Raw genomic sequence first — 25,101 nt, 5'->3', positions numbered from 1 at the left:
GCGGTGAGAAGAAGAAAAATCAGGGACTCATTCCTTCCACCTGGGGTTGTCCACCAGCTTTACCTCACCGCCCTCCTCAACGACCAGCTTGGAGAAGCCCTTCTCCGCTATGCTGCCGTAGTCGTGGCCTGCATCCGCAGGATAGACCGCCAGGAAGATGAAGGGCTCGTCCCCCGTGTTGACGGTCCTGTGCGCCCAGTATGGCGGGACGTAAACAACCGTTCCAGGTCCCATCTCAATCCACTCGGCCCTTCCCTCAGGTGTCTGGAGGAGCATCCCGCCCTTTCCCTTGATGCCGTAGTATATCTCGGCCCTGTCAGCCTTGGAGTGATAGTGCCCCTTGGTGAAGAAGAACTCCCTTCCGACCTTGCCGGGGTAGAGCACTGTGGTTGCGAAGTTGAGGTCGCCGTCCTTCTCCTCCTGCTCAATCGCGTAAACCTCGTAGACAACCGGGTTCTCCTTGAGAAGCTCTTCGTAAGCTTTTTCATCGACGAAGTATCCCTTCAGGTCGCTGAGCCTTCTGACGAGCTTTTTGGCCCCGGGAATGACGCCGGTTTCGAGGTCAATATCAACACCAAGCGGATTCTTGTACTCCATTGGGATCACCGTTATAGAAGTGAGGGCGGGCCTATTTAACCTTTCCCTTCTATATCACCGGGAGTGTTACAGAAGCCTGAAGAGAAGGTAGGAGACACCGATGGAGACGGCCCAAACTCCAGCGTTCCAGCGGACGACCTTGGAGCCGTCCAGCGGCGGGAAGGGCAGGAGGTTAAAGAAGGCCAGCCACAGGTTGACGGTTGCCGTGGTCTCTACGACCCACCAGAGGGGAGTGAACGGAATCACCGCCCTCAGGGTCACCAGGGCGGCGGCGCCGACGGCTATGTTGACGAGCGGTCCCGCGAGGGCTATCTTTCCGAAGGTTTCCCTCTCATCGTAGGCATAAGGAGCGTAGACCTGAACGGCACCGAGGGCGGCGAATATCCACACGGTGCCAGTGAGAAGGCGGGTCGTTATACCCACGAGGAGAGCCAGGAGTATGCCCGTGTCCCAGCGTTTGTAGTACGCCCTGTACCCGTAGCGCCGCGCCACCCACCTGTGGGCAAGCTCGTGGAAGACGAAGGCCGTTAGAACTGCCACTACGGAGTACGGAACCGCGTAGGGGTCAAAGTTGGAAAACAGCAGAACGAGGACCAGAAAAGAAACCAGCAGATCTTCAAGCTCCCTTCTCCCAGTGCTACCCCTGTGGGCCCCTTTCCACGGTTCGTAGGCCATTGGAACTCCCCATGGGGAGGTTTACCTGCCCTTTACTTCAATCTTCTTGCCGATTACAAGCTCGGCGGCTTTAACGGCCGCGCCGCCGCTTCCCACAGCTATCCTCACCTGATCCTCCGGAACGTAAACGACTATCCTGTCCTCAAGCTCCTCGATTTCAAGGATCTTGACGTTGAGCATCTTTTCGAGTCTGTCCTTCATGGCGAATCCCCAAGAATGCTGGGGCGGTTCTAAATATAAAAGTAACGAAAGCAACGAACCAATCGAAGTCCCCGGGGGACTCTCCTCTGAGGGTTATCACATCGCCCCTGCGGTCCAGTATGGCGAGAGAAACCTTTGCTCCCTGGCCCTGTCGAGGAGGTGCTCTATCCCCGGCTTGTGGCCGAGGCCAACAATCGCTATGACTCTCGGCCTCTTGATCCCCCGTAGCTTTAGGTTCTCCACTATCGAGATCAGGTTCCTCGCCATAACCTCGTTCCTCTCCTCGACCAGAACGCGGTAGAGGTACGGATAGCGGCGCTTGAACTGCACCATCATAAGCCGGTACTCCTCCATGGGGTCGCCGACCTCACCCGCTTTAATGGGAAGGAATACACCCAGCGCCTCCAGTGCCATGAGGAGCTTCTCCCGACCGGGTGCGGCGGCTATCCTGGAGAGTATGACGTTTATGTCCTCGTCTATGAGATAGAGCGGAACACCCAACCTCTGGGCGGCGCTTATGGCCGCCTTCATCTCCTCACCCGGGGCCATTCCAAATTCCTCCCCGAGTCTCTCCTCGACCTTGGCCAGAACGTAGTTTATCAGCCCTCTCCTACCGAAGCGGAGGGCTTCTTCGAGGGTCATGCGTCTGTTCTCGTTCATGGCCAGGAAGCGTGCCCTGTCAAGCTCTATCGCAACCGCATCGGGCCGCTCGTTGAGAATCGTCCTGACGACCTCCTCCCTGCTCTTCGGCGAGACATGCATCGTGCCTATGAGCTTGACGTAGCGAAGATAGCTCATCCTCTCTCCTCCAGAAGGTTTCTCACGCTGAATTCGCCCGATTTAAACTCCAAAATGTCGAAGTCCCGCGGGACTATGTACCTGACCCCGAACTCCCGGCAGAGTCGCGAGGCTTCACTCAGGTACTCCTCATAGGTGTAGCGGAAGGCCCTGTGGAAGAGGGCGAGCAGCTTCACCCGGGCCTTTCTGGCGATTTCACAGGCCTCTCCGACGGTGGAGTGATAACTCTCGCCCCTGTGTTCCGGGGAGAGGTACGTGGCCTCGTGTATCAGCAGATCAGCCCTTTCCGCGAAGAGTTTAACGCGCTCGGTCGGCTCGGTGTCGCCGGTGTAGGCTACCTTAACACCCTTCCTCCTCGGCCCGGTTACATCCTCAAGACGGATTATCCTGCCGTTCCACTCAATTTTTCCCTCTCTCTCAAGCTTCCCGAGTATCGGCCCCTCACTCAGGCCGTATTCGGCAAGCTTCTCCGGCAGGAACCTCCCCCGCCTGTCCTTCTCCTTAAAGACGTAGCCAAGAGCCGGAATCCCGTGCTCGACCTTGAAGCTCCAGATTTCGTAGTCCCCGAACCTAAGCCTCGTCTCCCCGAGCTCGTGGACGTGTATATCGAAGCCCGGCCTGAAGAAACCGCTCTGTAGGAGGTTCTGGACGAACTCAAAGGTGTACTTGGGGCCGTAAATGTGGAGGGGCTTCTCCCTGTCCCAGAGGTTCATGGTCTGAATCAGCGCAGCTAACCCGAGGTAGTGGTCGCCGTGGAAGTGGGTGATGAAAATCTTCTCCACCCTCATGGGACTAAGCTTCGCCGTGTTCATCTGCCTCATCGTTCCCTCGCCAACGTCGAAGAGTATGAGCTCGCCCTTGTAGCGGAGCGCTATGGCCGGGACGTTCCTTTCACGCGTTGGCATTATGCCGCCGGTGCCGAGGAAAATCACTTCAAGCATGTTATCACCTCAGGAGAGAAGTTTAAAAAGCTCCCGGAGCCTTTACCGCAGGAGGATTTCTGAAAATTTTTCTAGTTATCCCCTGTGAATGTAAGATATATTCATGAAAACCGTTTTATATTTTGAAGTGTAACAAGTATTGAGTTTACGTAGGTTGCCATTCTGGAAACCTTCGTGGCTCACTCCAAGGAGGGACGTTCACATGAACAGGAAAACCGCTCTGTTTATTATTCTACTTCTGGCCTTTTCGGTATTCACCCTGCCGGGTCATCGGGTCATCGCCGAGGAGTCCGACCTTCTGAACGGCTCGGGTGGTATGGTTATAGAGGACGATGAGATCATCATTGGAGACCGTGCGGACTACTTCTGGGCCTACGAAAATGAGAGTGGGGGACTCGTGGGGAAGTTCCACACGGGTTATGAAAAGTGGGACGAAATGGCCGCCTGCGACGTGAACGGTGATGGAAAAGCCGAGATAATCCAGGGCGACAGGAGCACGGACAAGATATACATCTACACGATAGCCGGAGCCGAGCTGGGGAAACGGGACGTTAACTTCGAGGCCGGCGACGATATAGCCTGTGGAGACCTCACAGGCGACGGAAAGGCCGAGATAGTCCACGCGGACAGGAACAACTGGATACACATCTTCGACGAGAACCTCGGGATGCTGAACCAGTTCAAGGTGGATGACTTCGCCGATGGCGATTCGATAGCCGTCGGAGACCTCGATGGGGACGGTAAAGCGGAGATAGTCCACGCCGACGTCACCGCCAACACGATAACGATCTACGACATGAACGGCAACGTTATCGGCAGCCTCGCGACGAACGACTACTTCGAACTGACGTCGAGGGACGAGATGGCCATTGGAGACGTGAACCTCGACGGCCTTAACGAACTGATCGTGGCTACTCAGGATTCAGGCGACTACCAGGAAAGGGGCGTCCATATCTTTGGGTTCTCTAAAAATGGGGCCCAGCTTGGGGGCAGAGAGCTGGCGACGTTCGTAATCCCCTTCCAGAAGGGGGACAGGATGGCGGTTGGAGACGTCAACGCCGACGGTCTGGAGGAGATAGTCTGGGCCTCGCAGGACGGCCACGTAAAGGTCTACAACATCGGCGGGGAGCTGCTGAACGGGCCCAAGGGCATGGAGGCTGAATTCTCCTACGGGGCGGGCCTTGCGGTTGGCGACGTGGAGGGCGACTCAATAGTCGTCGGACCCCCTAGGAAGGGAAGGATGCACGTTGAGAACCTCGTGATAGCCGTGATAAACGGCCCGCCCGTTGACTACGACGCCATAAACGAGACGGGCGTTTTCTACTCCCAGTTCGCCACTGAACACACCAAGGCTACCAAGTTCTCGGTGAAGGCGACCCACGACATCAAAATGAGCCTCGGAATGAAGGGCGTACTGGGCAACAAGAAGGTTGCCTACACCGAAATCAACCTGAAGATGAGTATGGGCATCAAGCTCCAGAGGGAAAGCGGGCAGAGCTACGAGGAGAGCATAACCTACGAGATGACCTCCGACATGGGCGACGGAGCGCTCTACGTCACGACGGACTACGACGTCTACGAGTTCCCGATAATAAGCCCGCCCGAGCTGGCGGTGGTGAACGGCGAGCAGCAGTACATACTCGTGACGGTTCCCAAGGGACCGCCCCACGTTCACTTCCAGAACTACCGGTCGGAGCTCCACGAGATTGGGGACATAAACACCTACCCGGAGAACCTGAACGAGCTGAAGAACTACGAACCGGGGAACCTCCTCGACACCTTCACCATGGAGATCGGCCAGGTTGGAAGTTCCTACGAGAGGGCGGTGAAGGAGCTGAGCTGGAGTAAGAGGCAGAACACCTTCAACGTTGGGGTCTCACTCGGTTTCGGAGGGGGCTACAACTCCCAAACGTCAAGCTTTGACATGAAGGTGGAGGGTAGCTACGGTTACGAGAGGGTAAGCACCCACGAGGTCACCGTCTCCAACGAGACCAGCGTCAAGGTCGTCTACGGGGGCGGAATAAGCGACAGGAGCCTGTGGTACAACGCGACCGGGGTCATCTACCTCGACAGCGAGGACGGGCATCTGGTTCTCGACTTCCTCGTGCCGAGCAAGGGCAGCCACTACGAAGAGAGGAGCCAGAGCCCGATATTCATAAACATCGGCCTCCTCAGGATAAACTACGACGTCTTCCGCCTCATGAACAAGCCCCCGGAGTGTTCCATATCAGCCTCCCCAAGCTCAGGAAAGCTCCCGCTCGAAGTTGTCTTCGCTCTGGACTTAAACGACCCGGAGAACGGTTCCATGAGGTGGAAGATTGACTTCGGGGACGGTTCCAGGGCGGAGGGAAACGGCACCGAGGCGACGCACGTCTACCACGAAGAGGGGAGTTACACGGCCATTCTCACCGTTTATGACCCCTGGAACGCCAACTCAACATGTACGGCAGGGATAAGCGTCGGACCGAACGAAGAACCAACGGCGCTCTTCAGCTACTCGCCAGCAAAGGTCAGGGCGGGGGAGGAGGTGAGCTTTACTGACAGCTCCGCAGACCCGGACGGAAGCGTTGTCGGGTGGAGCTGGAACTTCGGCGATGGAACGACCTCAACCGACAGAAACCCGAGGCATACCTATACAAACCCCGGCTCCTACACCGTCATGCTGACGGTGAGGACGAGAGCGGGCTGAAGGGTTCATACTACAAGGAGATAACCGTCGAACCGCAGAACTACCCGCCGACGGCGGACTTCACGTTCCTGCCAAAGGAGCCCAAGGCCGGGGAAGAGATAAGCTTCGCGGACAAGTCATACGACAGGGACGGAAGCATAGTTGGCTGGAGCTGGGATTTCGGAGACGGGAGCACATCGAGCGAGGCCGAGCCGGTTCACACATACTCAAGCGCCGGCAACTACACGGTGACGCTCACCGTAAGGGACGACATGGGAGGAGAGGACGTCAGGAGGATTACCGTTGCCGTTGGAGCCGCAGAGAACCCTCAGACAGAAACGACATCAAGCCCTGCACCAACTACGAGCACGCCGCCGGAAACGACGTCAAGCACACCGAGCGGGACGACCAGTACCTCCAGTGCCCAACCATCCCCGACCGGGTCGGGGGGCACCTGCGGGCCCGGAGTGATCATCATCCTGGCGGCACTCGTTGCCCTGTGGAGGAGGCACTAGTCCCTTCATTTAATTTTGACCAAAGCGTTAAATACTCCCGTACGGCTAATTATTCTGAGGTGTTCTGAGATGGAGGAGATTCTGAAGGCAATCGAGGAAAAGGATTGCAAAAAGGTTGCAACCCTTCTGTACCACAGGGTTGACGAGCTGGGCGACGAGGAGCTTAAGGAAGTCCTCGAAAAGGCCGAAAAGCTCGCCCTGGAATGTAAGGATTTCGAACTCTACAAGCTCACCGTTTATTACTTCCATGAGCTCCTCGGTATAGACAAGCTGAGCGAGTTCGAGAGAATGGCCGAGGAGGAGGACACGTTCGATGTAAAGTTCGAGCTGGCGGACCTGTACTACCTCATCGGAGAGCTGGAGAAGAGCCTTGAGCTGTACCGCGCTCTTCTGGAAGAAGAGACCGAGAAAGGCAACAAGGGGAACATAGCAAAGATATACTACGCCATGGCACTCATCCACGAGGAACTCCAGGAGTATGAGAAAGCGATCGAACTCATGGAGAAGGCTCAAGAGATACAGGAGGAGCTCGGCAACGAGGAGGAAGTTTTGAGGATAGCCATCCACAAGGCCTACGTGCTCTTCGAGTCCGGGGAGACATACGAGGCAAAGGCAATGTTGGCAGGTCTTCTTCCGAAGGTTCTGGACAAGAACGACCTCCTCGTCGAGATACACCTGAGCTTCGAGGAGATATTCGAGGAGGACGAGAACTACGACGCAGCCCTGCAGGAATGTCTCTACGCTCTCGTTCACGCGAGGGGAAGCGATTACGAGGACATAGCCTTCGGCTCGCTCATGGACGTTCTCTGGCAGCTGTTCCTTGAGGACGACTTCGAGACCGTCTACCTGCACATGGACATGTTCGCCAACGCGATGCCAGAACTGGCGGACTTCTTCGAGGCAATCAAAGCAATAGCCCTCTACAAGGACGGCAAAATTGAGGCGGAAGAGGCAGGTAAGGCAATAGAAAGCGTCAAAGACCCGCGCCTGCTAGACCTGCTTGAGTTCCTCGGCGAGGCCGAGATGTGAGAGGGGAACCACCACGGGGATTCCCCCCACCTCTTCTATCCTGACCCTCACGCCATAGACGTCCTCAAAGAGGCCCGGCTTCAGTATCTCCCTCCCGCCGTCGGCCACGACAACCCCGTCCTTCATAAAGACGAACCTCCGGGCAAAGCGGAGGGCCAGGTTGACGTCGTGCATGACCACGATGGACGTTCCCCCGTCCTCCGCGAACTTCCGCGCCGTTTCCATGACCTCCAGCTGACTTTTGATATCGAGGTTGTTGGTTGGCTCGTCCATGAGGAGTATCCTCGGCTCCTGAGCCAGAGCCCTCGCGATGCTCACCTTCTGGAGCTCTCCCCCGCTCAGCTTGTTGGTGGGCTTAAGCGCAAGGTGGGATATGCCCATCATCCTAAGGACTCTTCTCACGGTCTCAACGTCCCGCCTCGACGGCCTCAGTCCCATGTACGGCCTCCTGCCGAGCAGAACCGTGTCAAAGACCGTCATGAAGCCCGGCTCACACCTCTGGGGCACGTAGGCAATAACCCTGGCCAGCTCGTCCCTTGAGTAGTCCATCACGGGGCGCCCAAACACTTCAACGGCGCCGCAGTTCAGAATGCCCCCCACGCATTTGAGGAGGGTGGACTTACCGGCACCGTTCGGGCCTAGTATCACCACGAACTCTCCCTCCTCAATCTCCAGCTCAACGCCCCTGAGAACCTCCGACCCGTTGTATGTGAAGTGAAGGTTCCTTACCCGTACGGCCCTCATCTCCGTCCCTCCATACGCACCAGGAGGTATATGAAGGCGGGGGCACCAAGGAAAGAGGTTACTATGCCGACCGGGAGTATCATGGGGGAAAGCACCAGCCTGGCAATTGTATCCGCGGCCACCAGCAAAAGGGCACCGGCGAGGGCCGAGAGGGGTACGAGGAAGCGGTAGTCACCCCCGGCGACCAGCCTGATGGCGTGGGGCGCTATGAGGCCGACAAAGCCGATAACCCCGACGAAAGCAACGCTCACGGCGGTTATCAGCGCCGCCAGGAACGTCGAGATGAGGCGAACCCTCTCAACGTCAACCCCAACGCTCTTGGCGACGTCGTCCCCCATCAGGGAGGCGTTCAGGTCCCAGCGCTTAACGACGAAGTAAACAAAAATCGGAAGGAACGCAGCGAGCATTATGCCATTCTCCCGCCACGTGGCCCTTCCAAGGTCTCCAAAGCTCCAGTAAACCATCGCGGCAAGCTGAAGCTCATCGGCGAAGTACTGAACGAGGGTCGTAAGCGCAACGAAGAGGGAGCTCATGGCAACTCCGGCCAGGATTATGGCCTCCGGGCTGAGTCCCTTCAGCCTCGCCAGTGCGAGGATTACCGCCGTGGCGCTTATGGCACCGATGAAGGCAAAGAGCACGACGGCGTAGGGATTGTCAAGTGAAATCCTGCCGGAACTCTCGGCGTAGCCCGCCCCCAGGAGAATAGCGAGGGAGGCCCCAAACATCGCCCCGTGGGAGACTCCCATCGTAAAGGGCGTTGCCAGCGGGTTCCTCAGAAAGCCCTGCATGACCGCACCAGCGATGGCCAGCGAGGCTCCAACAAGGAGACCTGCAACTATCCTCGGCATCCTTATGTTCCAGATCACCAGCCTGGCACCCTCGGTTCCGCCGCCCAGAAGTGCATCAACGACCTCACCAACGGAAAGTGAATAAGCGCCGTGGGAGAGGGAGTAGAGGCTAACCGCGAGAATGGAAAGAAGGAGGAAAAGTCCGATGGACAGTTTTCTGGCCACGTAGCCCTCGTAGTCCATTCCCATCACGGTGAGGTCGGCAGTGAGTATTTAATCGTTCCGTTGGATAGGTCTATCTTCCCAAAGCCGCCGAACTGCTCCCTCATCGTGTCGTAGACGGGCTTTCCGACCAGGAAGGAGTATATCTCGTCGGCCTTCTTCGCGGGGTCAACGTCGCTGAAGCGCTCTGGATAGAGCACCTTCCCAATGAAATAGGCATCTGCCAAAGCCGTCCCAACGTTTGTGGTGTAGAAGTTGTAGGGGAGTATGCCGTAGACGTTGCCGTTTTTAACCGCCCTGAGCGAGGCGTAGAAGTCCGGATTCTTTGAGTAATCGTCGAGGATTAGCTTAAGGCCTCCCTCATCGATGAAGATGTACTCAGGCTGCCATTCGAGGAGCTTTTCCTTGTCTATGAACTGATGGCCCTTTCCGAGTTCGTCGGCAACGTTCCTGGCGTGAACAACAATGAACGGCGGGTACTCCGCCTCGGTGCTCTCAATGCCGTGCGCGCCCTTGTAGCCGATTCCTCCAACAAAGACCGTCTTCGGTTCAACGCCGGCCGTGCGTTTCATCAGGTCATCCTGAATGGCCCTGATGAAGTCCACCACTTCCCTCGCCCTCTCCTCCCTTCCGAGTATCCTGCCCGCCAGCTCAAGGGACTTGAACAGCTCTTCATCCTCGAAGGTCGCCAGCTGACCGTAGCTGAGGACGACGACGGGTATTCCAGTTTTGGCCTGTATATCATCGGCGGTCTTCCCGTCAACGTAGGTTATGAAGATAACGTCGGGTTTCAGCCCTATGAGCGCCTCGAAGTCCGGCAGCTTGCCCGGCCCCCCAGGTCCGACGGTTGGAAGCTCCCTGAGTTCGGGATGGGCTATGATGTAGGGCCTCCCGAAGTTGTACCGCTTCTCGAAGTCCTCAACACCGACCACCATATCGCTCGCGTTCAGGTAAACCACCAGCCTCAGCGCTCCCGGACCAACGGCAACTATCCGGCTCACCTTCGCCGGAACCTCCACGCTCCTTCCCAGGGTGTCAGTGACCGTTATTGTAGCCTTCCCCGTCTCCGTCGTCCCGGTGCTGCTTCCTATGCATCCGCTTATTGAAACCACCAGCAGGATTAGAAGCAGGGCAAGAAGCCTCCTCATCTCAGCACCCCCTCGGCTGGACTTTCACTATCCCCCTTCCAACGACCGCACGGTAGGACTCGCCGGCACAGCGGAGGCAGAAGGGTTCATCGTTTATGTAAACGGTCCGAGTTGACATGACCAGCTCCCCGCACTTCGAACAGCGGACGCTCTCCACTATCGGCGCCTGCTCCACTGGAGGTACTTTGACGCGTTCAATCTTAAACTCTTTCCTCGGCAGGTCGAGCATGACGTGGGCCATTTCTTCCCAGAGCTCCCAGAGGTGTTCTCTCTCTTCCTCGGTTCCCTTCCTCTCCCTGACAACCCTGCTGAACAGCTCCATAATCCCGGGAGGGTAGTACTTCCTCAGCCTCTCGGCATCGGCATAGACCCGAACGCCCTCCCAGCTTGAGCGCTTGACAAGGGTGAGTGCCGTCTTTCCGAGGTCAAGGTAAATCAGGGAGTTGTTGCCCAGCGTACATCCCGTCGCCACCTGGACGCCGTCGGTGAAGCAGCTGTTGACCTCGACCACGGCGAGGATGGACTCATCAACACTCCCGGAACAGTCGAGCCGCCCCACACCAAGCTCCTCCATTGCTATCAGCGACGCTCGAATTCCAAGGGCCAAGTAGGGACAGACATGACCGTGGAACTCCCTGGCGTACTCCAGGATTCCCTTAGCGTCACCCTCACTCACCAGCCTGTTTAGAGCGAGCAATGGTATCACCAAAGGCGAATTGGGTAACACATTTTTAACGATTTTTTGAGCTAGGTGTTATTAACCTTTGGTGTTCCATGAAGTGTGCATATGCACAAACTTTATATGTGAAGGCTTTTTCATAATACTGGTGGTTCCATGAGAATTGCGGTCCCCCTGAAGGACGGTAGAGGCCTGGAAAGCGAGGTCTGCGAGCACTTTGGTAGGGCAAGATACTTCGCCTTCATCGATGTTGAGGAAAACACCATCAAAGGTGCCGAGGTCTTTGAGATGCCATTCGAAGAGCACGGGCCGGGCGACCTTCCGAATTTCATAAAGGAGCACGGTGGTGACGTGGTTCTCGCCTACGGCATGGGCAGAAAGGCAATAGCCTACTTCGAGAGCCTCGGGATAGCCGTCGTCACCGGCGCCCATGGAAGGGTTAGAGACGTCGTTGAGGCCTTCACACACCAGGTTCTTGAGGTTGACCCCCACTGGAGGGAGCGGATAGAGGCGACCAAGCACCAGTGAAAAGGTTTTTAAATGAAATTTTTTTCATTTGTATTGGTGATCATATGAATGTTAGGGACTTCGCGCCGAGCTGGTTCGCGAGTGTTATGGGAACCGGCGCCCTAGCCATTGTGAGCAAAGCTTACTCCCCAAAACTGCCAGCACTGGAAGTCTTTGCAGAAATCCTCGTCTGTCTCAACACCGCACTGTTTTTTGTCCTCCTGCTCCCGTGGATTCTGAGATGGTTAAAATACAGGGAAGACGCCCTCAGGGACCTTCACCACCCGGTTCTCGGCAACTTCTACGGCACCATCGCGATAGCCATGCTGATCCTTTCAGCGGACTATCTAATGATATTCGAAAACACCACCATCGCATGGGCATTCTGGCTGGCCGGCGTTCCACTTACGGTCTTCTTCGCCTTCCTCATCCCCTACCTCTTCTTCACCTGCGAAGGAATTGACACCAAGGCCATAACACCGGCGTGGTTCATTCCGCCCGTAGGCCTGATAGTCATTCCGATAAGCGGTGCCAAGCTGATGACGCTGACGGGCGGAACAGCGAGGGAAATCATGGCCTTCATCAACTTCTTCGCGTGGGGTTCCGGTTTCTTCCTCTACCTCGCTCTGTTCGCGCTGGTGATGCTCCGCTTCATCCGCCACGAACCGATGCCCTGCGGGATAGCCCCGTCAATATGGATAAACCTGGGTCCTATCGGCGCGGGAACGAGCACTCTCTATGCCCTGGTTAAGGCGAGTGACTTCATATCCGTCAAGGAGCCCTTACTGGCCTTCGGCCTGCTCTTCTGGGGCTTCGGCGTCTGGTGGCTCGTCATGGCGATCCTCATGACGCTCCACTACATCAGAAGGCTCAACCTCCCCTACAGCCTCGCCTGGTGGGCGTTCATATTCCCCCTCGGTGCCTACGTCAGTGCCACCTTCAACGTGGGGACGACCTTCGGGATAAACGCTATCGTCAACTTCGGCTTTGTCCTCTACTGGCTCCTTCTGGCAATATGGTTGGTCACGGGGATAAAAACGGTGAAGCACTTCCTTCTTGGCTGATCTTTCCTTTACCCCCTTCAGCTTTTCTTTTTGTAGGCCACGTAGATGTCCGCCTCTATCATTTTCATGTCCTTTGTGAAGAAGTGGTGCACGAAGTATATGTTCCCCTCGGCGTCCAGTACCGGCTCCCCTGCAAAGTTCGAGATTATCTCCTCAGGTTCGCTCCATCCGCTGCCATTCCACACCGAGCGAAATACCGCCGGGCCGGGGTAGCCGAGCCTGCTCTGCCCCGTGAACCAGAGCTCCCTCCCGTCGGGCGTTATGAACGGCTGGTCCTCGTTCAGCTCACTGTTTATGTTCGGCACTTTCCTAGGGTTCACCCACGAGCCGTTAACGTAGTCCATCATGCATATGTCCCCACCGCAGCCGTAGTACATAGTCCTGCCATCGGGGCTGATACAGAGCTCCCCCACATCGTAAACCCTGTTTAAAAGTTCTCCCGCGTTTTTTACGTCCGTCCATCTGCCGTCCCTGAATTTTGCGATGTAGATGTCCACCTCTCCGTAGTTCCCTTTTCTGACCGAGGCAAACCACATGGTATCGTTGAGGATAAAGACCGCCCCATCGAGAGATTCGGTGCTTCCCAGCACGACCCTAACCGGCTCGTTCCACTTTCCGTTGACCTTCCGCGACCACCATATCCCCGTGACTCCGTCCACGAGCTGCTTCTGGGGCGGCACGTTGACATCGGGCGTAAAGAAGAAGTAGAGGTTCTTTCCATCTGGGGTCACGAAAGGGGAATCCTCCGCGCCGGCAGTGTTTATGGGACCTTCCAGCGGGACCGGAGCCTCCCACTCGTTAGAATGGAGAACCGGTGGAAAAGCGTCCGTCTCGGGCGTTATCTTAACCGCCCCATTGGGTATGGAGGCCAGCCTGTCCATGGTCGTGGTTGTTGTCTGCGATTGGTTTGAGCCCATGCATCCCGACATGGACACCAGAAGCATGAGGATGAGCACGATTGAAAAGATTCTCATACGCAACCCCGGTACTGCATCGGGGGGCAAGGTATAAATGCCTATCCCCCCAAGTTGAAGCATGGAGCGGAAGACCAAGGTCGCTTTAATCCTCTCGCTCATCTCACCTTTCTTCGCCGAGGTGCTGAGCGGCTCGACTCCACCGCTCGAGGTTCTCACGGAGCCCCTCTCATTCCCTTTTCTGTGGGCATACTACGGTGCAGGGGTTCTCCTCGTCAGAGAGGTCTGGGTGCGCTGGGGAAGGAACTACATCAGGCTCATGCTCCTCGGATTTATCTACGGCATCGTAGAGGAGGGTCTCGTAATAAAGTCGTGGTTCAACCCCGACTGGCCGGATTTGGACATCCTCGGTGTTTACGGGCGGGTATGGGGAGTCAACACCGTCTGGGCGGTGTGGCTGACAATATTCCACTCCCTGATGAGCATAGCCATGCCGATAATGGTTGTTGACGCCCTCTACCCCGAGTTCTCGGGGGAAAGACTCCTTGGACGGAGGGGGCTTATCATTGCATCCGCCTCGTTTATGGTCTCGGGGGCGGTTTTCTTCACCTTCCTCGTTCCATACCGCCCTCCCGGGGTCCAGTATTGCCTCACCATCGTCCTTACGGCGCTTCTGCTGTTCCTTGCGAGGAGGGTGAGGAGGGAAGCCATCTTCAAGCGCGGTCTTCCGAGGGGGCATCCCTTCGTCTACGGATTCCTAGTGTCCTTCACGCTGTTCTTCACCTTCACGGCCTTTCCCCACTCCTCTGCGCCGCCGATTGTACCCGCCATCTTAGGACTCCTGGTGGCCCTTCACTTCTACTCCATACCGGCCCATCTGGACGAAAGGGGCCGCTACGCCCTCGCCCTTGGCTTTCTGGCCTTCTGGTTCGTGCCCTACGACATAATCCTTGAGCTCAACGGTATGATGGGTGAAGCGTTCCTCGGCGTGGCCACCTTCGCCCTTCTGGCGTGGAATCTGAGGAAAATGAATGCCAGTGAACCCAAGGTTTGAAACCCGCCCATTTTTAAGCGTCTGGGGCCAAAATTTAAACGGAGGGATCAAGATGCATGAGTGGGCACTCGCCGATGGAATAGTTAGAACCGCCCTCGACTACGCACAAAAAGAAGGCGCGTCTAAGCTCCTGGCCGTTCAGGTAGTTCTTGGCGAACTCCAGGATGTTAACGCAGAGATAGTTGAGTTTGCGATGAGGGAACTCTTCAAGGGTACCATAGGAGAGGGGGCGGAGATAGAGTTCGTGGAGGAGGAGGCGGTTTTCAAGTGCCGTGACTGCGGTCACGAATGGAAGCTCAAGGAAGTGAAGGGAAGCTTTGACGAGCGCATAAAGGAGGACATCCACTTCATCCCGGAGGTCGTTCATGCCTTCCTCGCCTGTCCGAAGTGCGGCAGCAGGGACTTCGAGGTTGTGCAGGGCAGGGGAGTTTACATAAGCGGCATAAAGATTGAAAAGGAGGGAGAGGCATGATAAGCATAGACCCGCGCGTCAAGGGCATAGAGGGCAGGCTTGAGAAGGTGAAGCGCATCATTCCCGTCGTCAGTGGAAAGGGCGGCGTTGGAAAGTCGCTGGTTTCAACTACGCTGGCCCTCGTCCTGGCCGAGAAGGGCTATAAGGTCGGCCTGCTCGACCTCGACTTCCACGGTGCTAGCGACCACGTAATCCTCGGCTTCCAGCCTGAGGAGTTCCCGGAGGAGGAGTACGGAGTAATTCCGCCGACGGTTCACGGAATAAAGTTCATGAGCATCGTCTACTACTCCGAGGACAAACCGACGCCCATGAGGGGTATGGAGATAAGCGACGCCCTCATAGAGCTTCTCGCCATAACCCGCTGGGACGAGCTGGACTACCTCATAATAGACATGCCGCCGGGCCTCGGCGACCAGTTCCTCGATATCCTGAGATTCCTCAGAAGGGGGGAGTTCCTGGTCGTTGCAACGCCCTCAAAGCTCTCCATGAACGTCGTCGGGAAGCTCCTGACCCTGCTGAAGGAGAGAAAGCACAGAGTTCTTGGAATCGTCGAGAACCTCAAACTGGACGAGGAAAGGAACATAGAGGAGCTGGCAAAGAGGTTTGACGTACCCTACCTGACAGGCATACCCCTCTACAGCGACCTGGAGGAGAAGATTGGAAAGCCGGACGAGCTCCTCAAGACGGAGTTTGCAGAGAGAATAAGGAAAGTCGCTGGGGAAATTTAGCGAAGGGTTTTTCTCCTCTTCATCCAATCTTCTGTGGTGCGAACATGGAGCTCATCGATATCCTAAAGAAAGCCGGACGCGTTGTCATCTGTGGCATAGGCAACGAGGTTCGCGGAGATGACGCCTTCGGCGTTCTTGTAGCGGAGAGACTGAAAAAGCTGGTGAAGAACCCGAACGTCCTTGTTCTCAACTGTGGTGAAGTCCCCGAGAGCTACACCAGGAAAATAACGAACTTCGAGCCCGACTTGGTTATATTCATTGACGCCGTTGACTTCGGCGGGGAGCACGGGGAGCTTATCGTGGCAGACCCCGAGGGGACCATCGGCGATGCCGTTTCGACCCACAGCCTACCCCTCAGGGTTCTTGTGGGCTACCTGAAAACGCGCCTCAACGCGGAGTTCGTTCTCATCGGCTGCCAGCCGGCCGTTCTGGGCCTCTTTCAGGAACCGAGCGAGATAGTGGTTGAAAGGGCCGATGCTCTTGCAGAATCCATGGCCGGTGCTCTCAATGAAACTGAGGATTAGGGAAGCCACCATATGGGACTGCCAGAGGATAGTTGGAATATACCTCTCCAACTCGCCCTGGAGGGACTCCCCCTACGAGACCTACCTTCAGGTTGGGCCCTGGGGACTGGAGGAAACCTGCGCAATCCACCTCAACAACCTCAAGCTCGCGGGGGGAAAGGCACTGATCGCCGAGCTGGACGGAAAGGTGGCAGGCGAGGCGGAGGTTTTCATAAGCGATGAGGTCTGGGGAGGCAAGAGGACAAAAACAGCACACCTCAGCGTTATCGAGGTGGCGCGGTGGTACCAGGGAAAGGGTATTGGAAGGGCCCTCCTGGAGCACGTGATGAAACTGGCCGAGGAAGAGAACTGCGACCTCCTCACGGTGACCCCAGAGAAGAGGGCCCTCGGATTCTACAGGAAGCTTGGATTCGACAGAACGGTTTACCATGGGGTTATCGCTGACATCGCAACCGATGCCGGCAAGGAATCCCCCGAAGCAACCCAACTCACTCCCGGCTGGGGCGACCTGAGGGGACTGCCTCTCAGCCTGGGACAGTTTCAGAGCTCCTACAACCACTGGTTCTCGGAGTTCGTTGACAGGGTAGCCGATGTGGACGGAAGGGTACACTTCGAGAGCGGAAGGATTGGGGGAGGGTTTTACGTTCTTGAAGGGAGTTTCTTCGACAGAAAAACCGCTACTGCATACTTCTGGGGCGAGAACGGTCTGGAGGGACTGAGGCAGCTCACGGCTCTCGCAAGGCGGCGGGGGTTCAAAACCCTCAGAACGAGTCTAGACCGGGGGCTGATAAGCGGCAGTCTGGAGTTCAGCATAACACCCTTGGACGAGGTTCTCATTCTTGCAAAGTCACTTTAGTCCGGTTTTCAGAAGTTTCGTGAGGTCGCTCCGGCGGTTAACGTTGAAGAAGCTTTCCCTCCAGTGGGGAGGCAGTCCATCCACGTCCAGGTAGCACGCATCCGCGGAGCGTATTGCATCGTTCAGCGAGTACTTCCCGATTTTTATTTTCTCATCGAGAACGCGGCGGAACGCCTTCGAGTAGGCCGCGTGGAGCGGCTCCAGATAGCCGTTCTCCCAGCGCGGGACGCAGACTGCTTTTCCACTTTTCCCGAATTCACGAACTATGTAATCAACGAACTCCGGGACGATTAGCGGCATGTCGCCAGCAACGACGAAGGCATCGCCGAGGCCCAACGCCGTATAGACACCCCCGATGGGTCCGGCAGAGAGCTCATCGACCACAACACCATAGCCGAGGTGCCCCAGCTTCCCCGCGTTGTCGGCAGATGCAACTATAACGACCTCCCGTATCAGCGATGCCGACTCAAGTCTCTCGATGGCGTGCAGGATGAGCGGCCTCCCGTCTATCCTGAAGAGGAGCTTATCGTCCCCGAAGCGCCTGCTCCTGCCACCGGCAAGAACCGCACCGAGCATGATATCCGTTGGATTCCGGACTTTTAGGGTTGACGGTTGAAAACCAGAGGTTTAAAAAATCCCTAAAAAGGCCCGCGAGAACTAATCACGGGTGAGAGAAAATGTGCCTAGCAATTCCGGGAAGGGTGATTGAAATTCACGGGAAAACCGCCGTTGTTGACTTTGGAGGCGTGAGAAGGGAAGTACGCCTCGATCTGCTCCCAGAGGTCGGAATCGGGGATTACGTAATAGTCCACACAGGCTTCGCAATAGAAAGGCTGGATGAGGAGAGAGCGCTGGAGATACTCGAGGCGTGGGCAGAGGTCGAGCGGGCACTGGAGGGGTAAAAATGACCGATGTCCTGAACGCCTTCAGGGACAGGGAACTCGCCCAGAAGATAGTCCGGGAAATCCACGACGAATCCAAAGGCCTCGATGAGCTCCGCTTCATGCACGTTTGCGGGACGCACGAAGATACGGTAACCCGCTCCGGGATACGCTCACTTTTACCGGATAACATTAAGATAGTCAGCGGGCCGGGCTGTCCCGTCTGCATAACCCCCGTTGAGGACATCGTCAAGATGCGCGAGATTATGAAGGAGGCCTACGCCGAGGGGGACAAAATAATCCTGACCACCTTCGGGGACATGTACAAGATACCCACCCCGCTCGGGAGCTTTGCAGACTTGAGGAGCGAGGGCTACGACGTGAGGGTGGTCTACTCAATCTACGACACCTACAGGATAGCCAAAGAGAACCCCGATAGAACCGTCGTCCACTTCAGCCCCGGCTTCGAAACCACAACCGCCCCGGCGGCAGGAATGCTGAACGCCGTCGTCGAGGAAGGACTTGAAAACTTCAAAATCTACTCCGTTCACCGCTTGACTCCCCCTGCCGTTGAGGCCCTCGTGAAGGCCGGAACGCGCTTCCACGGACTTATCGATCCCGGCCACGTTTCGACCATAATAGGAGTAAGGGGCTGGGAGTACATAACAAGGGACTACGGCATACCGCAGGTCATAGCCGGCTTCGAGCCCGTGGACATGCTGATGGGCATACTGCTCCTCATACGGATGGTTAAGAATGGCGAGGTCAAGATACTCAACGAGTACACCAGGGTCGTAAAGTACGAAGGCAACGTTGTTGCTCAGAAGCTCATAGAGAAGTTCTTCGAGGTCAGGGACGCCAGGTGGCGCGCTCTTGGAACCATACCAAAGAGCGGCCTCGAACTCAGGAAGGAGTGGAGGGAGCTGGAGATAAGGACGTACTACGACCCGGAGGTTCCGGAGCTTCCTGACCTTGAGAAGGGCTGCATCTGCGGCGCAATACTGCGCGGACTTGCCCTACCACCGCAGTGCCCACACTTCGGGAAAACATGCACGCCCAGGAGTCCTATAGGGCCGTGCATGGTCTCTTACGAAGGAACCTGCAGCATCTTCTACAAATACGGAGCTTTGTTCTGACACCAAAGGTTGAAAACTCCTCCCCGGTTTTTAACTTTTGGTTTTAGAAACCTATAAAGGCCCGGATTACCAAGAAGAAACCGGTGAGAGGAATGAAAGCTTACCGGCTTCACGTTCAGGGCATCGTTCAGGCCGTTGGATTCCGGCCCTTCGTCTACAGGATAGCCCACGAGCACAACCTCCGCGGTTACGTTAAAAACCTCGGCGATGCTGGAGTTGAGATAGTCGTCGAGGGCAGGGAGGAGGATATAGCTGCTTTTCTGCGAGACCTCCGGGAGAAGCTTCCTCCACTTGCACGGATAGACAGGATAAAGAAGAAGGAACTCCCTCCCCAGGGCTTCGACAGGTTCTACATCGAGAAGAGCTCCCAGGGAGGAGAAGGCGGGGACTCGATAATCCCTCCGGACATAGCAATCTGTGACGATTGCCTGCGGGAGCTATTCGACCCGACTGACAAGCGCTACATGTACCCATTCATCGTCTGCACCAACTGCGGGCCCAGGTTCACTATAATCGAGGATCTGCCCTACGATAGAATCAACACCACGATGCGCGAGTTTCCGATGTGCGACTTCTGCGAGAGCGAGTACAAGGATCCCCTCAACAGACGCTACCACGCGGAGCCCGTCTGCTGTCCTGTCTGCGGGCCCAGTTACAGGCTCTACACGAACGAGGGCAAGGAAATCATTGGCGATCCACTGAAAAAGGCGGCCGAGCTGATAGACAGGGGCTACATCGTCGCCATCAAGGGAATAGGTGGAATACACCTCGCCTGCGACGCGAGCAACGAGGAGGTCGTGGCTGAGCTCAGGAGGAGAACCCACAGGCCGCAGAAGCCCTTCGCCATAATGGCGAAGGACGTCGAGACCGTCGAGGAGTTCGCCTTCCTCTCACCGGAGGAGCTGGAGGAGCTGACCTCCTACAGGAGGCCGATAATAACCCTCCGCAAGAAGGAGCCCTTCCCCCTGCCGGAGAACCTCGCACCGGGACTCCACACGATTGGAGTAATGCTCCCCTACGCGGGAACGCATTACATACTCTTCCACTGGAGCAGGGCAAAGGTCTACGTTATGACCTCTGCCAACTACCCGGGAATGCCGATGGTCAAGGACAATGAGGGGGCCTTTGAGGAGCTGAAGGATGTTGCGGACTACTTCCTCCTCCACAACAGGAAGATACTTAACAGGGCCGACGACAGCGTCATCAGGTTCGTCAACGGAAGGAGGGCGGTGATAAGGCGCTCCCGCGGCTTCGTGCCGTTGCCTATAGAGATACCCTTCAGCTACCGCGGTTTAGCGGTTGGGGCGGAGCTTCTCAACGCCTTTGGCGTCGTCAAAAACGGAAGGGTTTATCCCAGTCAGTACATCGGGAACACCTCCAAAGTCGAGGTTCTTGAGTTCATGGAGGAAGCCATAGAGCACTTCAAGAGGATTCTCCGCGTCAATGAGTTCGACCTCATCGTCGCAGACCTGCATCCGGGCTACAACACCACAAAGCTTGCCATGGAGATGGCCAATGAGCTAAACGTTGAGTTCCTCCAGGTTCAGCACCACTACGCCCATGTGGCGAGCGTTATGGCCGAGAGAAAGCTGGACGAGATGATAGGCATAGCCGTTGATGGGGTCGGCTACGGTACGGACGGCCACACCTGGGGCGGCGAGGTGATATACCTTGGCTACGAGGACGTGGAGAGGCTGGCCCATATAGACTATTACCCGCTCCCAGGTGGCGACCTGGCCAGCTACTACCCTCTGAGGGCATTGATGGGCATCCTGAGCAAAGTCTACGGTGTCGAAGAGCTTGAGGGGATAATCGAGAGATGCTGTCCGAAGGCCATCGAGAGCCTCCGCTACGGGAGGGTGGAGTTCAACGTGGTCCTGACCCAGCTGGCGAAGGATGTCAACACGAGCTACGCATCATCAACAGGCAGGGTTCTCGATGCCCTCTCGGTTCTCCTCAACGTTGCATACAGGAGGCACTACGAGGGCGAACCTGCGATGAAGCTGGAGAGCTTCGCGATGCGCGGGAAGAACGACCTGAAGTTCGAGGTTCCGGTTGACGGCGAGCTGATAAGGGTGGAGGAGCTCTTTGCCCAGGCACTGGACGTCATGGACACCGCCAGTCCGGCGGACATAGCCTACTCGGCCCACCTTGCCCTCGGGAGGGCCTTCGCCGAAACGGCCATAGAAAGGGCGAGGGAGTTTGGAGTTAAAAACGTTGGAATAAGCGGCGGCGTCGCATTCAACGAGCTTATAGTCAAGACCGCCAGAAAGATCGTCGAGGCCACAGGACTGAACTTCCACACAACCCATGAGGTTCCGCGCGGCGACAACGGAATAAACGTCGGTCAGGCCTTCCTCGGCGGCCTTTACCTGGAGGGCTACCTCTCAAGGGAGGATCTGATGCTGTAAGGAAAGGTTAAATTCAGGTTTGCTGGACGGTTATCCGGAGGGGGAAAGTATGAGGATAAAGCTCGAACACGGGGCAGGCGGGGAAATAATGGAGGAACTGCTCAGGGAGGTCATACTGAAGAGCCTGAGCCTGAAATCGGCCGGGGGAATAGGCTTGGATGCCCTCGACGACGGGGCAACGATACCCCTCGGCGATAAGCACCTCGTGTTTACAATAGACGGCCACACGGTCAAGCCGCTGTTTTTCCCGGGCGGGGACATCGGAAGGCTCGCTGTCAGCGGAACCGTGAACGATCTCGCGGTGATGGGGGCGAGGCCACTGGCCCTGGCCAACTCCATGATAATCGGGGAGGGCTTCGACGGCGAAGATCTGAGGAGAATCCTTCGCTCGATGGACGAAACGGCCAGAGAGGTGCCGGTTCCAATCGTCACCGGCGACACAAAGGTCGTCGAAGAGGACATCGGCATCTTCGTCGTGACAGCAGGGATAGGAATCGCAGAGAGGCCGATAAGCGACGCCGGAGCGAAGGTGGGCGATGCCGTTCTTATCAGCGGGACCGTTGGAGACCACGGCATCGCTTTGATGAGCCACAGGGAGGGCATAGCTTTCGAGACCGAGCTTGAAAGCGACGTTGCGCCGATATGGGAGGTCGTCGAGGCGGTTGCAGAGACCATCGGCTGGGAGAACATCCATGCGATGAAGGACCCCACCAGGGGCGGCTTGAGCAACGCCCTCAACGAGATGGCCAAGAAGGCCAACGTGGGAATCCTCATAAGGGAATCCGACGTACCGGTCAGGCCGGAGGTCAGGGCGGCAAGCGATATGCTGGGCATAAACCCCTTCGACGTGGCGAACGAGGGCAAGGTCGTCATGATCGTCCCAAGGGAACACGCGGAAGAGGCGCTGGAGGCGATGAGGAGCACGAAGCGGGGAAGGAACGCGGCGATAATCGGCGAAGTCATAGGGGACTACAGGGGCAGGGTTCTGGTTGAGACCGGCATAGGCGGAAAGCGCTTCCTTGAGCCATCTGCCGGAGACCCCGTTCCGAGGGTCTGCTGAGTCCCTTTCCACGATTCCCACTTTTGTCCTTAACCTTCGGTTTGGGAAAGCCGTATAAGGCCCCTTTTCCAATTTTGACCGGTGGGGGAAATGATAATAGCGAAGCCCTGCGTAACGATGAAGGGAGTTGTCATAAGCGGCTACTCGTGGGACAGGAAGGTGAAGCTCGACCTCACGAGAACCGCCCAGTGCCTGAGGGAGAGGGGCTACACGGTGAAGAAGCTCCTGCCGGGGATGATGCTTCTCGTCGAGATGGAGGGCTACGAGACGAGCGTCTATCCGAGCGGCAAGATAATAATCAAGCTCCTGGAAGATGCAAAGAAGGGCGAGGAGCTCGCTCGAATCATATACGACTGCGCTGGAGTTCTGGAGGTGGTTTCATGAGGATTCCGGAAGATGTGAGAAATGACATACCCCTTACGGGCGAAGTTATCTACTTCGACAACACTGCCACTTCTCTGACGCCGAAGCCCGTGATAGAGGCGATGGATGAGTACTACCTCAGATACCGCGCCAACGTCCATAGGGGCGTCCACAGGCTCTCGCAGATGGCGACCCATAAGTACGAGGAGAGCAGGAGGGTCGTCGCGGACTTCATCAACGCCAGGTTTGAGGAGGTAGTCTTCACCAAGAACACGAGCGAGAGCCTTAACCTCGTCGCCCTCGGGCTGGAGCACATATTCAGGCCGGGTGATAAGATAGTAACGACGCCCTACGAGCACCACTCCGATCTGCTCCCCTGGCAGAGGCTGGCCAAAAAACTCGGTCTGAGGCTTGAGTTCATTGAAGGAGATAACGAGGGCAACCTCGATTTGAGCGATGCGGAGAGGAAGATCAGGGGAGCTAAGCTGGTAGCTGTGCAACACGTCTCCAACGCCCTCGGTGTCATCCACGAGGTCGAGGAGCTCGGAAAGATGGCGAAGGAGGAAGGGGCGATATTTGTTGTCGACGCGGCCCAGAGCGCCGGCCACATGGGGGTGGACGTGAAGAGGCTCCACGCGGACTTCCTTGGATTTTCCGGCCACAAGGGTCCGATGGGACCGACTGGGATAGGCGTTCTCTACATAAACGAGGAGTTCTTTGAGGTGTTCGAGCCGCCCCTCATCGGAGGTGGAACGATAGAGGACGTTGGACTGGAGGGATACAAGCTCACCGAACCGCCCGAGCGCTTTGAAGCCGGAACGCCCAACATAGGAGGTGCGATAGGCCTCGCCGCTGGGATAAGGTACATCGAGAGGATAGGCCTCGACAAAATCGAGAGACAGGAGAGGAAGCTCGTCAAGCGCATAACCGAGGGGCTTGATGAACTTGAAATTCCCTGGTACGGGCCGAAGAACCTGAAGAAGCACGCCGGGGTTGTGAGCTTCAACGTTCCAGGCCTTCATCCCCACGACGTGGCGGCGATACTGGACGAGAACAACATCATGGTACGGAGCGGCCACCACTGTGCCTTACCAGTCATGAAGAAGCTTGGGATAAACGGCACGGTCAGGGCCTCGTTCCACGTCTACAACAGCGTTGAGGAGGTCGAGACCTTCCTCGGCGTCATGGAAGGACTGGTAAAAAGTTTAAGGAGTTAAAGGGGCATCTCGCCCCACTCAACGTTTATCGTCTCCGGGGTGCGGTAGATAAACGCCCCCTCCCCCTTGTGGACGTGCTTCCTCATGGGGCCGGGGGGAACGCCGTTGGTCTCGTAGATAACGCTCTGTGTGTCCGGATCGTGGTAGAGAACAAGGCTCGGGCCGGCAAGGTTCATTATCGAGTCTATCGCGTACTGAGTTGCCAGAACGGTCACCCTTGCCCTCATTGGGCGGGTTATCAGCGGTATCGCAGCGCTCCCCGCGGTGGTATAAGCCAGAACCGCCGCGTCGTTGACGCCTATCATCGTGTTCCTCCTGTGTCTGACCACCGCGCTCACCACAAGGAAGGCTATGCCCGCCAGGGTTATGCTGTAGGTCTTTCCCAGGTCAACCAGAATGTTCTTTCCGAAGCGCGGTGGCTCTCCGGAGTAGAAGGCCTCGTCCAGGGCGGTGTAGCTCTCTCCTATAACCTCGGCATACTTTCCACCGGACTTCAGGGCATCGGGAACGCTCTTCACCTTCCCTGCAAGGAAATCCGCGTAAAGCCTGTCCGTAAGGCTCCTGTCGAGCCCGTAAACGGTCTGGACTATCGTTGCCGCGGTGTATCCGTCGAGCACTCCTTTCGATGCCAGGGCGAGCGGGTCGAGACCCGTTCCCTGGCCGTCCTTCACCCCGATGATCGTGTCAAACCCCTCCTCCGGGAAGTCGCCCTCGGTGTCGAAGATAACGACCCCGTAGTCTATCTCGCGGTACCTGTCCGCGAAGTACTTCAGGGCCTTGCCCGGCCACTCGTCCATTCCAAAGACCTTCAGCGTCCTGCCGTGGTAAACGGGGTCGTAGAAAACGTCCTCCCCTTCCCGCTCAAAGAGCCTGACCGCTATACGGCTGTACTTCATGGGATTCACCGAT

28 protein-coding genes are annotated in these 25,101 nt (G+C 56.8%); 16 read left to right on the top strand and 12 right to left on the bottom strand.

What is annotated here, in order from left to right:
* Window positions 1-27: 27 nt before the first annotated feature.
* The 5 genes from E3E37_RS00935 to E3E37_RS00915 all read right to left on the bottom strand — a co-directional run bounded on the left by E3E37_RS00935 (window position 28) and on the right by E3E37_RS00915 (window position 3,212).
* Entirely contained in the window at window positions 28-597 is a 570-nt protein-coding gene (locus E3E37_RS00935) for a glucose-6-phosphate isomerase (RefSeq protein WP_167715226.1), read from the bottom strand.
* A 66-nt stretch (window positions 598-663) separates the two neighbouring features.
* Window positions 664-1,272: a site-2 protease family protein gene (locus E3E37_RS00930; protein ID WP_167714439.1), complete on the bottom strand. Its 609-nt coding sequence runs from the start codon at window positions 1,270-1,272 to the stop codon at window positions 664-666.
* A 21-nt stretch (window positions 1,273-1,293) separates the two neighbouring features.
* Complete coding sequence (locus E3E37_RS00925; RefSeq protein WP_088864193.1) at window positions 1,294-1,473, bottom strand: KH domain-containing protein; 180 nt, start codon at window positions 1,471-1,473, stop codon at window positions 1,294-1,296.
* Between the two features lie 96 nt (window positions 1,474-1,569).
* Window positions 1,570-2,271 (bottom strand): TraB domain-containing protein, encoded by a 702-nt coding sequence (locus E3E37_RS00920; RefSeq protein ID WP_167714438.1) that lies wholly within the window; start codon window positions 2,269-2,271, stop codon window positions 1,570-1,572.
* A complete protein-coding gene (locus tag E3E37_RS00915; RefSeq protein ID WP_167714437.1) occupies window positions 2,268-3,212 on the bottom strand; it encodes a ribonuclease Z in 945 nt (314 codons plus the stop codon). Before E3E37_RS00915 ends, E3E37_RS00920 begins: the two co-directional genes overlap by 4 nt.
* Before the next feature lie 202 nt (window positions 3,213-3,414).
* On the opposite strand from E3E37_RS00915, the gene E3E37_RS11745 reads away from it, so the two are divergent.
* The 3 genes from E3E37_RS11745 to E3E37_RS00905 all read left to right on the top strand — a co-directional run bounded on the left by E3E37_RS11745 (window position 3,415) and on the right by E3E37_RS00905 (window position 7,424).
* Window positions 3,415-5,901: a PKD domain-containing protein gene (locus E3E37_RS11745; RefSeq protein ID WP_305849821.1), complete on the top strand. Its 2,487-nt coding sequence runs from the start codon at window positions 3,415-3,417 to the stop codon at window positions 5,899-5,901.
* Window positions 5,787-6,395: a PKD domain-containing protein gene (locus tag E3E37_RS11615; protein WP_371731662.1), complete on the top strand. Its 609-nt coding sequence runs from the start codon at window positions 5,787-5,789 to the stop codon at window positions 6,393-6,395. Before E3E37_RS11745 ends, E3E37_RS11615 begins: the two co-directional genes overlap by 115 nt.
* A 69-nt stretch (window positions 6,396-6,464) precedes the next feature.
* Complete coding sequence (locus E3E37_RS00905; RefSeq protein ID WP_167714436.1) at window positions 6,465-7,424, top strand: lipopolysaccharide assembly protein LapB; 960 nt, start codon at window positions 6,465-6,467, stop codon at window positions 7,422-7,424.
* On the opposite strand, the gene E3E37_RS00900 is transcribed toward E3E37_RS00905, so the two are convergent.
* The 4 genes from E3E37_RS00900 to E3E37_RS00885 are packed head-to-tail and all read right to left on the bottom strand — an operon-like array spanning window position 7,386 to window position 11,023.
* Entirely contained in the window at window positions 7,386-8,168 is a 783-nt protein-coding gene (locus E3E37_RS00900) for an ABC transporter ATP-binding protein (protein ID WP_088864189.1), read from the bottom strand. The two genes, E3E37_RS00905 and E3E37_RS00900, sit on opposite strands and share 39 nt — an antisense overlap.
* The gene (locus E3E37_RS00895; RefSeq protein ID WP_167715224.1) at window positions 8,165-9,199 is read right to left on the bottom strand and encodes an iron ABC transporter permease; all 1,035 of its coding nucleotides are present in this window, start codon (window positions 9,197-9,199) and stop codon (window positions 8,165-8,167) included. The genes E3E37_RS00900 and E3E37_RS00895 overlap by 4 nt, the downstream gene beginning before the upstream one ends.
* Window positions 9,200-9,204: 5 nt before the next feature.
* Window positions 9,205-10,326, bottom strand: a complete 1,122-nt coding sequence (locus E3E37_RS00890) for an iron ABC transporter substrate-binding protein (protein WP_167714435.1) — start codon at window positions 10,324-10,326, stop codon at window positions 9,205-9,207.
* A gap of 1 nt (window position 10,327) precedes the next feature.
* The gene (locus tag E3E37_RS00885) at window positions 10,328-11,023 is read right to left on the bottom strand and encodes an FmdE family protein (protein ID WP_167715221.1); all 696 of its coding nucleotides are present in this window, start codon (window positions 11,021-11,023) and stop codon (window positions 10,328-10,330) included.
* Between the two features lie 138 nt (window positions 11,024-11,161).
* On the opposite strand from E3E37_RS00885, the gene E3E37_RS00880 reads away from it, so the two are divergent.
* Both E3E37_RS00880 and tdt read left to right on the top strand, forming a co-directional pair.
* Window positions 11,162-11,533: a NifB/NifX family molybdenum-iron cluster-binding protein gene (locus tag E3E37_RS00880; protein WP_167714434.1), complete on the top strand. Its 372-nt coding sequence runs from the start codon at window positions 11,162-11,164 to the stop codon at window positions 11,531-11,533.
* 44 nt (window positions 11,534-11,577) lie between these two features.
* Window positions 11,578-12,576 (top strand): tellurite-resistance/dicarboxylate transporter, encoded by a 999-nt coding sequence (gene tdt / locus E3E37_RS00875; RefSeq protein ID WP_167714433.1) that lies wholly within the window; start codon window positions 11,578-11,580, stop codon window positions 12,574-12,576.
* Between the two features lie 17 nt (window positions 12,577-12,593).
* On the opposite strand, the gene E3E37_RS00870 is transcribed toward tdt, so the two are convergent.
* Window positions 12,594-13,550 carry a PD40 domain-containing protein gene (locus E3E37_RS00870; protein ID WP_167714432.1) on the bottom strand — a complete coding sequence of 319 codons (957 nt, stop codon included), beginning with the start codon at window positions 13,548-13,550 and terminating at the stop codon, window positions 12,594-12,596.
* A gap of 61 nt (window positions 13,551-13,611) precedes the next feature.
* Here E3E37_RS00870 and E3E37_RS00865 point away from each other — a divergent pair, with 61 nt between their 5' ends.
* Genes E3E37_RS00865 through E3E37_RS00845 form a run of 5 tightly spaced genes read left to right on the top strand, consistent with a single transcriptional unit; the run spans window position 13,612 to window position 17,124 of the window.
* Complete coding sequence (locus E3E37_RS00865; protein WP_167714431.1) at window positions 13,612-14,544, top strand: hypothetical protein; 933 nt, start codon at window positions 13,612-13,614, stop codon at window positions 14,542-14,544.
* Between the two features lie 52 nt (window positions 14,545-14,596).
* Window positions 14,597-15,016 carry a hydrogenase nickel incorporation protein HypA gene (gene hypA / locus E3E37_RS00860; RefSeq protein WP_167714430.1) on the top strand — a complete coding sequence of 140 codons (420 nt, stop codon included), beginning with the start codon at window positions 14,597-14,599 and terminating at the stop codon, window positions 15,014-15,016.
* Complete coding sequence (locus E3E37_RS00855) at window positions 15,013-15,744, top strand: Mrp/NBP35 family ATP-binding protein (protein ID WP_167714429.1); 732 nt, start codon at window positions 15,013-15,015, stop codon at window positions 15,742-15,744. Before hypA ends, E3E37_RS00855 begins: the two co-directional genes overlap by 4 nt.
* 44 nt (window positions 15,745-15,788) lie before the next feature.
* Entirely contained in the window at window positions 15,789-16,268 is a 480-nt protein-coding gene (locus E3E37_RS00850; RefSeq protein WP_167714428.1) for a hydrogenase 3 maturation endopeptidase HyCI, read from the top strand.
* A complete protein-coding gene (locus E3E37_RS00845) occupies window positions 16,252-17,124 on the top strand; it encodes a GNAT family N-acetyltransferase (RefSeq protein ID WP_167714427.1) in 873 nt (290 codons plus the stop codon). Before E3E37_RS00850 ends, E3E37_RS00845 begins: the two co-directional genes overlap by 17 nt.
* Here E3E37_RS00845 and mobA read toward each other — a convergent pair.
* On the bottom strand, window positions 17,116-17,700 hold the full coding sequence (mobA, locus tag E3E37_RS00840; protein WP_167714426.1) for a molybdenum cofactor guanylyltransferase MobA: 585 nt from the start codon (window positions 17,698-17,700) through the stop codon (window positions 17,116-17,118). The two genes, E3E37_RS00845 and mobA, sit on opposite strands and share 9 nt — an antisense overlap.
* 101 nt (window positions 17,701-17,801) lie before the next feature.
* Between mobA and E3E37_RS00835 the strand changes: the two genes are divergently transcribed.
* From E3E37_RS00835 to E3E37_RS00810, 6 genes are all read left to right on the top strand, one after another.
* A complete protein-coding gene (locus E3E37_RS00835; protein WP_088864176.1) occupies window positions 17,802-18,026 on the top strand; it encodes a HypC/HybG/HupF family hydrogenase formation chaperone in 225 nt (74 codons plus the stop codon).
* 2 nt (window positions 18,027-18,028) lie between these two features.
* A complete protein-coding gene (gene hypD / locus E3E37_RS00830; protein WP_167714425.1) occupies window positions 18,029-19,141 on the top strand; it encodes a hydrogenase formation protein HypD in 1,113 nt (370 codons plus the stop codon).
* A gap of 92 nt (window positions 19,142-19,233) precedes the next feature.
* Window positions 19,234-21,552 (top strand): carbamoyltransferase HypF, encoded by a 2,319-nt coding sequence (gene hypF / locus E3E37_RS00825; RefSeq protein WP_167715220.1) that lies wholly within the window; start codon window positions 19,234-19,236, stop codon window positions 21,550-21,552.
* A gap of 49 nt (window positions 21,553-21,601) precedes the next feature.
* A complete protein-coding gene (hypE, locus tag E3E37_RS00820) occupies window positions 21,602-22,612 on the top strand; it encodes a hydrogenase expression/formation protein HypE (RefSeq protein ID WP_167714424.1) in 1,011 nt (336 codons plus the stop codon).
* A gap of 90 nt (window positions 22,613-22,702) precedes the next feature.
* The gene (locus E3E37_RS00815; RefSeq protein WP_167715218.1) at window positions 22,703-22,996 is read left to right on the top strand and encodes a hypothetical protein; all 294 of its coding nucleotides are present in this window, start codon (window positions 22,703-22,705) and stop codon (window positions 22,994-22,996) included.
* Complete coding sequence (locus E3E37_RS00810) at window positions 22,993-24,192, top strand: aminotransferase class V-fold PLP-dependent enzyme (protein WP_167714423.1); 1,200 nt, start codon at window positions 22,993-22,995, stop codon at window positions 24,190-24,192. The genes E3E37_RS00815 and E3E37_RS00810 overlap by 4 nt, the downstream gene beginning before the upstream one ends.
* Here E3E37_RS00810 and E3E37_RS00805 read toward each other — a convergent pair.
* The gene (locus E3E37_RS00805) at window positions 24,189-25,088 is read right to left on the bottom strand and encodes a hypothetical protein (protein WP_167715216.1); all 900 of its coding nucleotides are present in this window, start codon (window positions 25,086-25,088) and stop codon (window positions 24,189-24,191) included. The two genes, E3E37_RS00810 and E3E37_RS00805, sit on opposite strands and share 4 nt — an antisense overlap.
* Between the last annotated feature and the right edge of the window lie 13 nt (window positions 25,089-25,101).

The organism is Thermococcus sp. ES12, from assembly GCF_012027515.1.
In the GTDB taxonomy this organism is placed as follows: domain Archaea; phylum Methanobacteriota_B; class Thermococci; order Thermococcales; family Thermococcaceae; genus Thermococcus; species Thermococcus barossii.
This window is presented reverse-complemented; position numbering and strand designations above follow the sequence as displayed.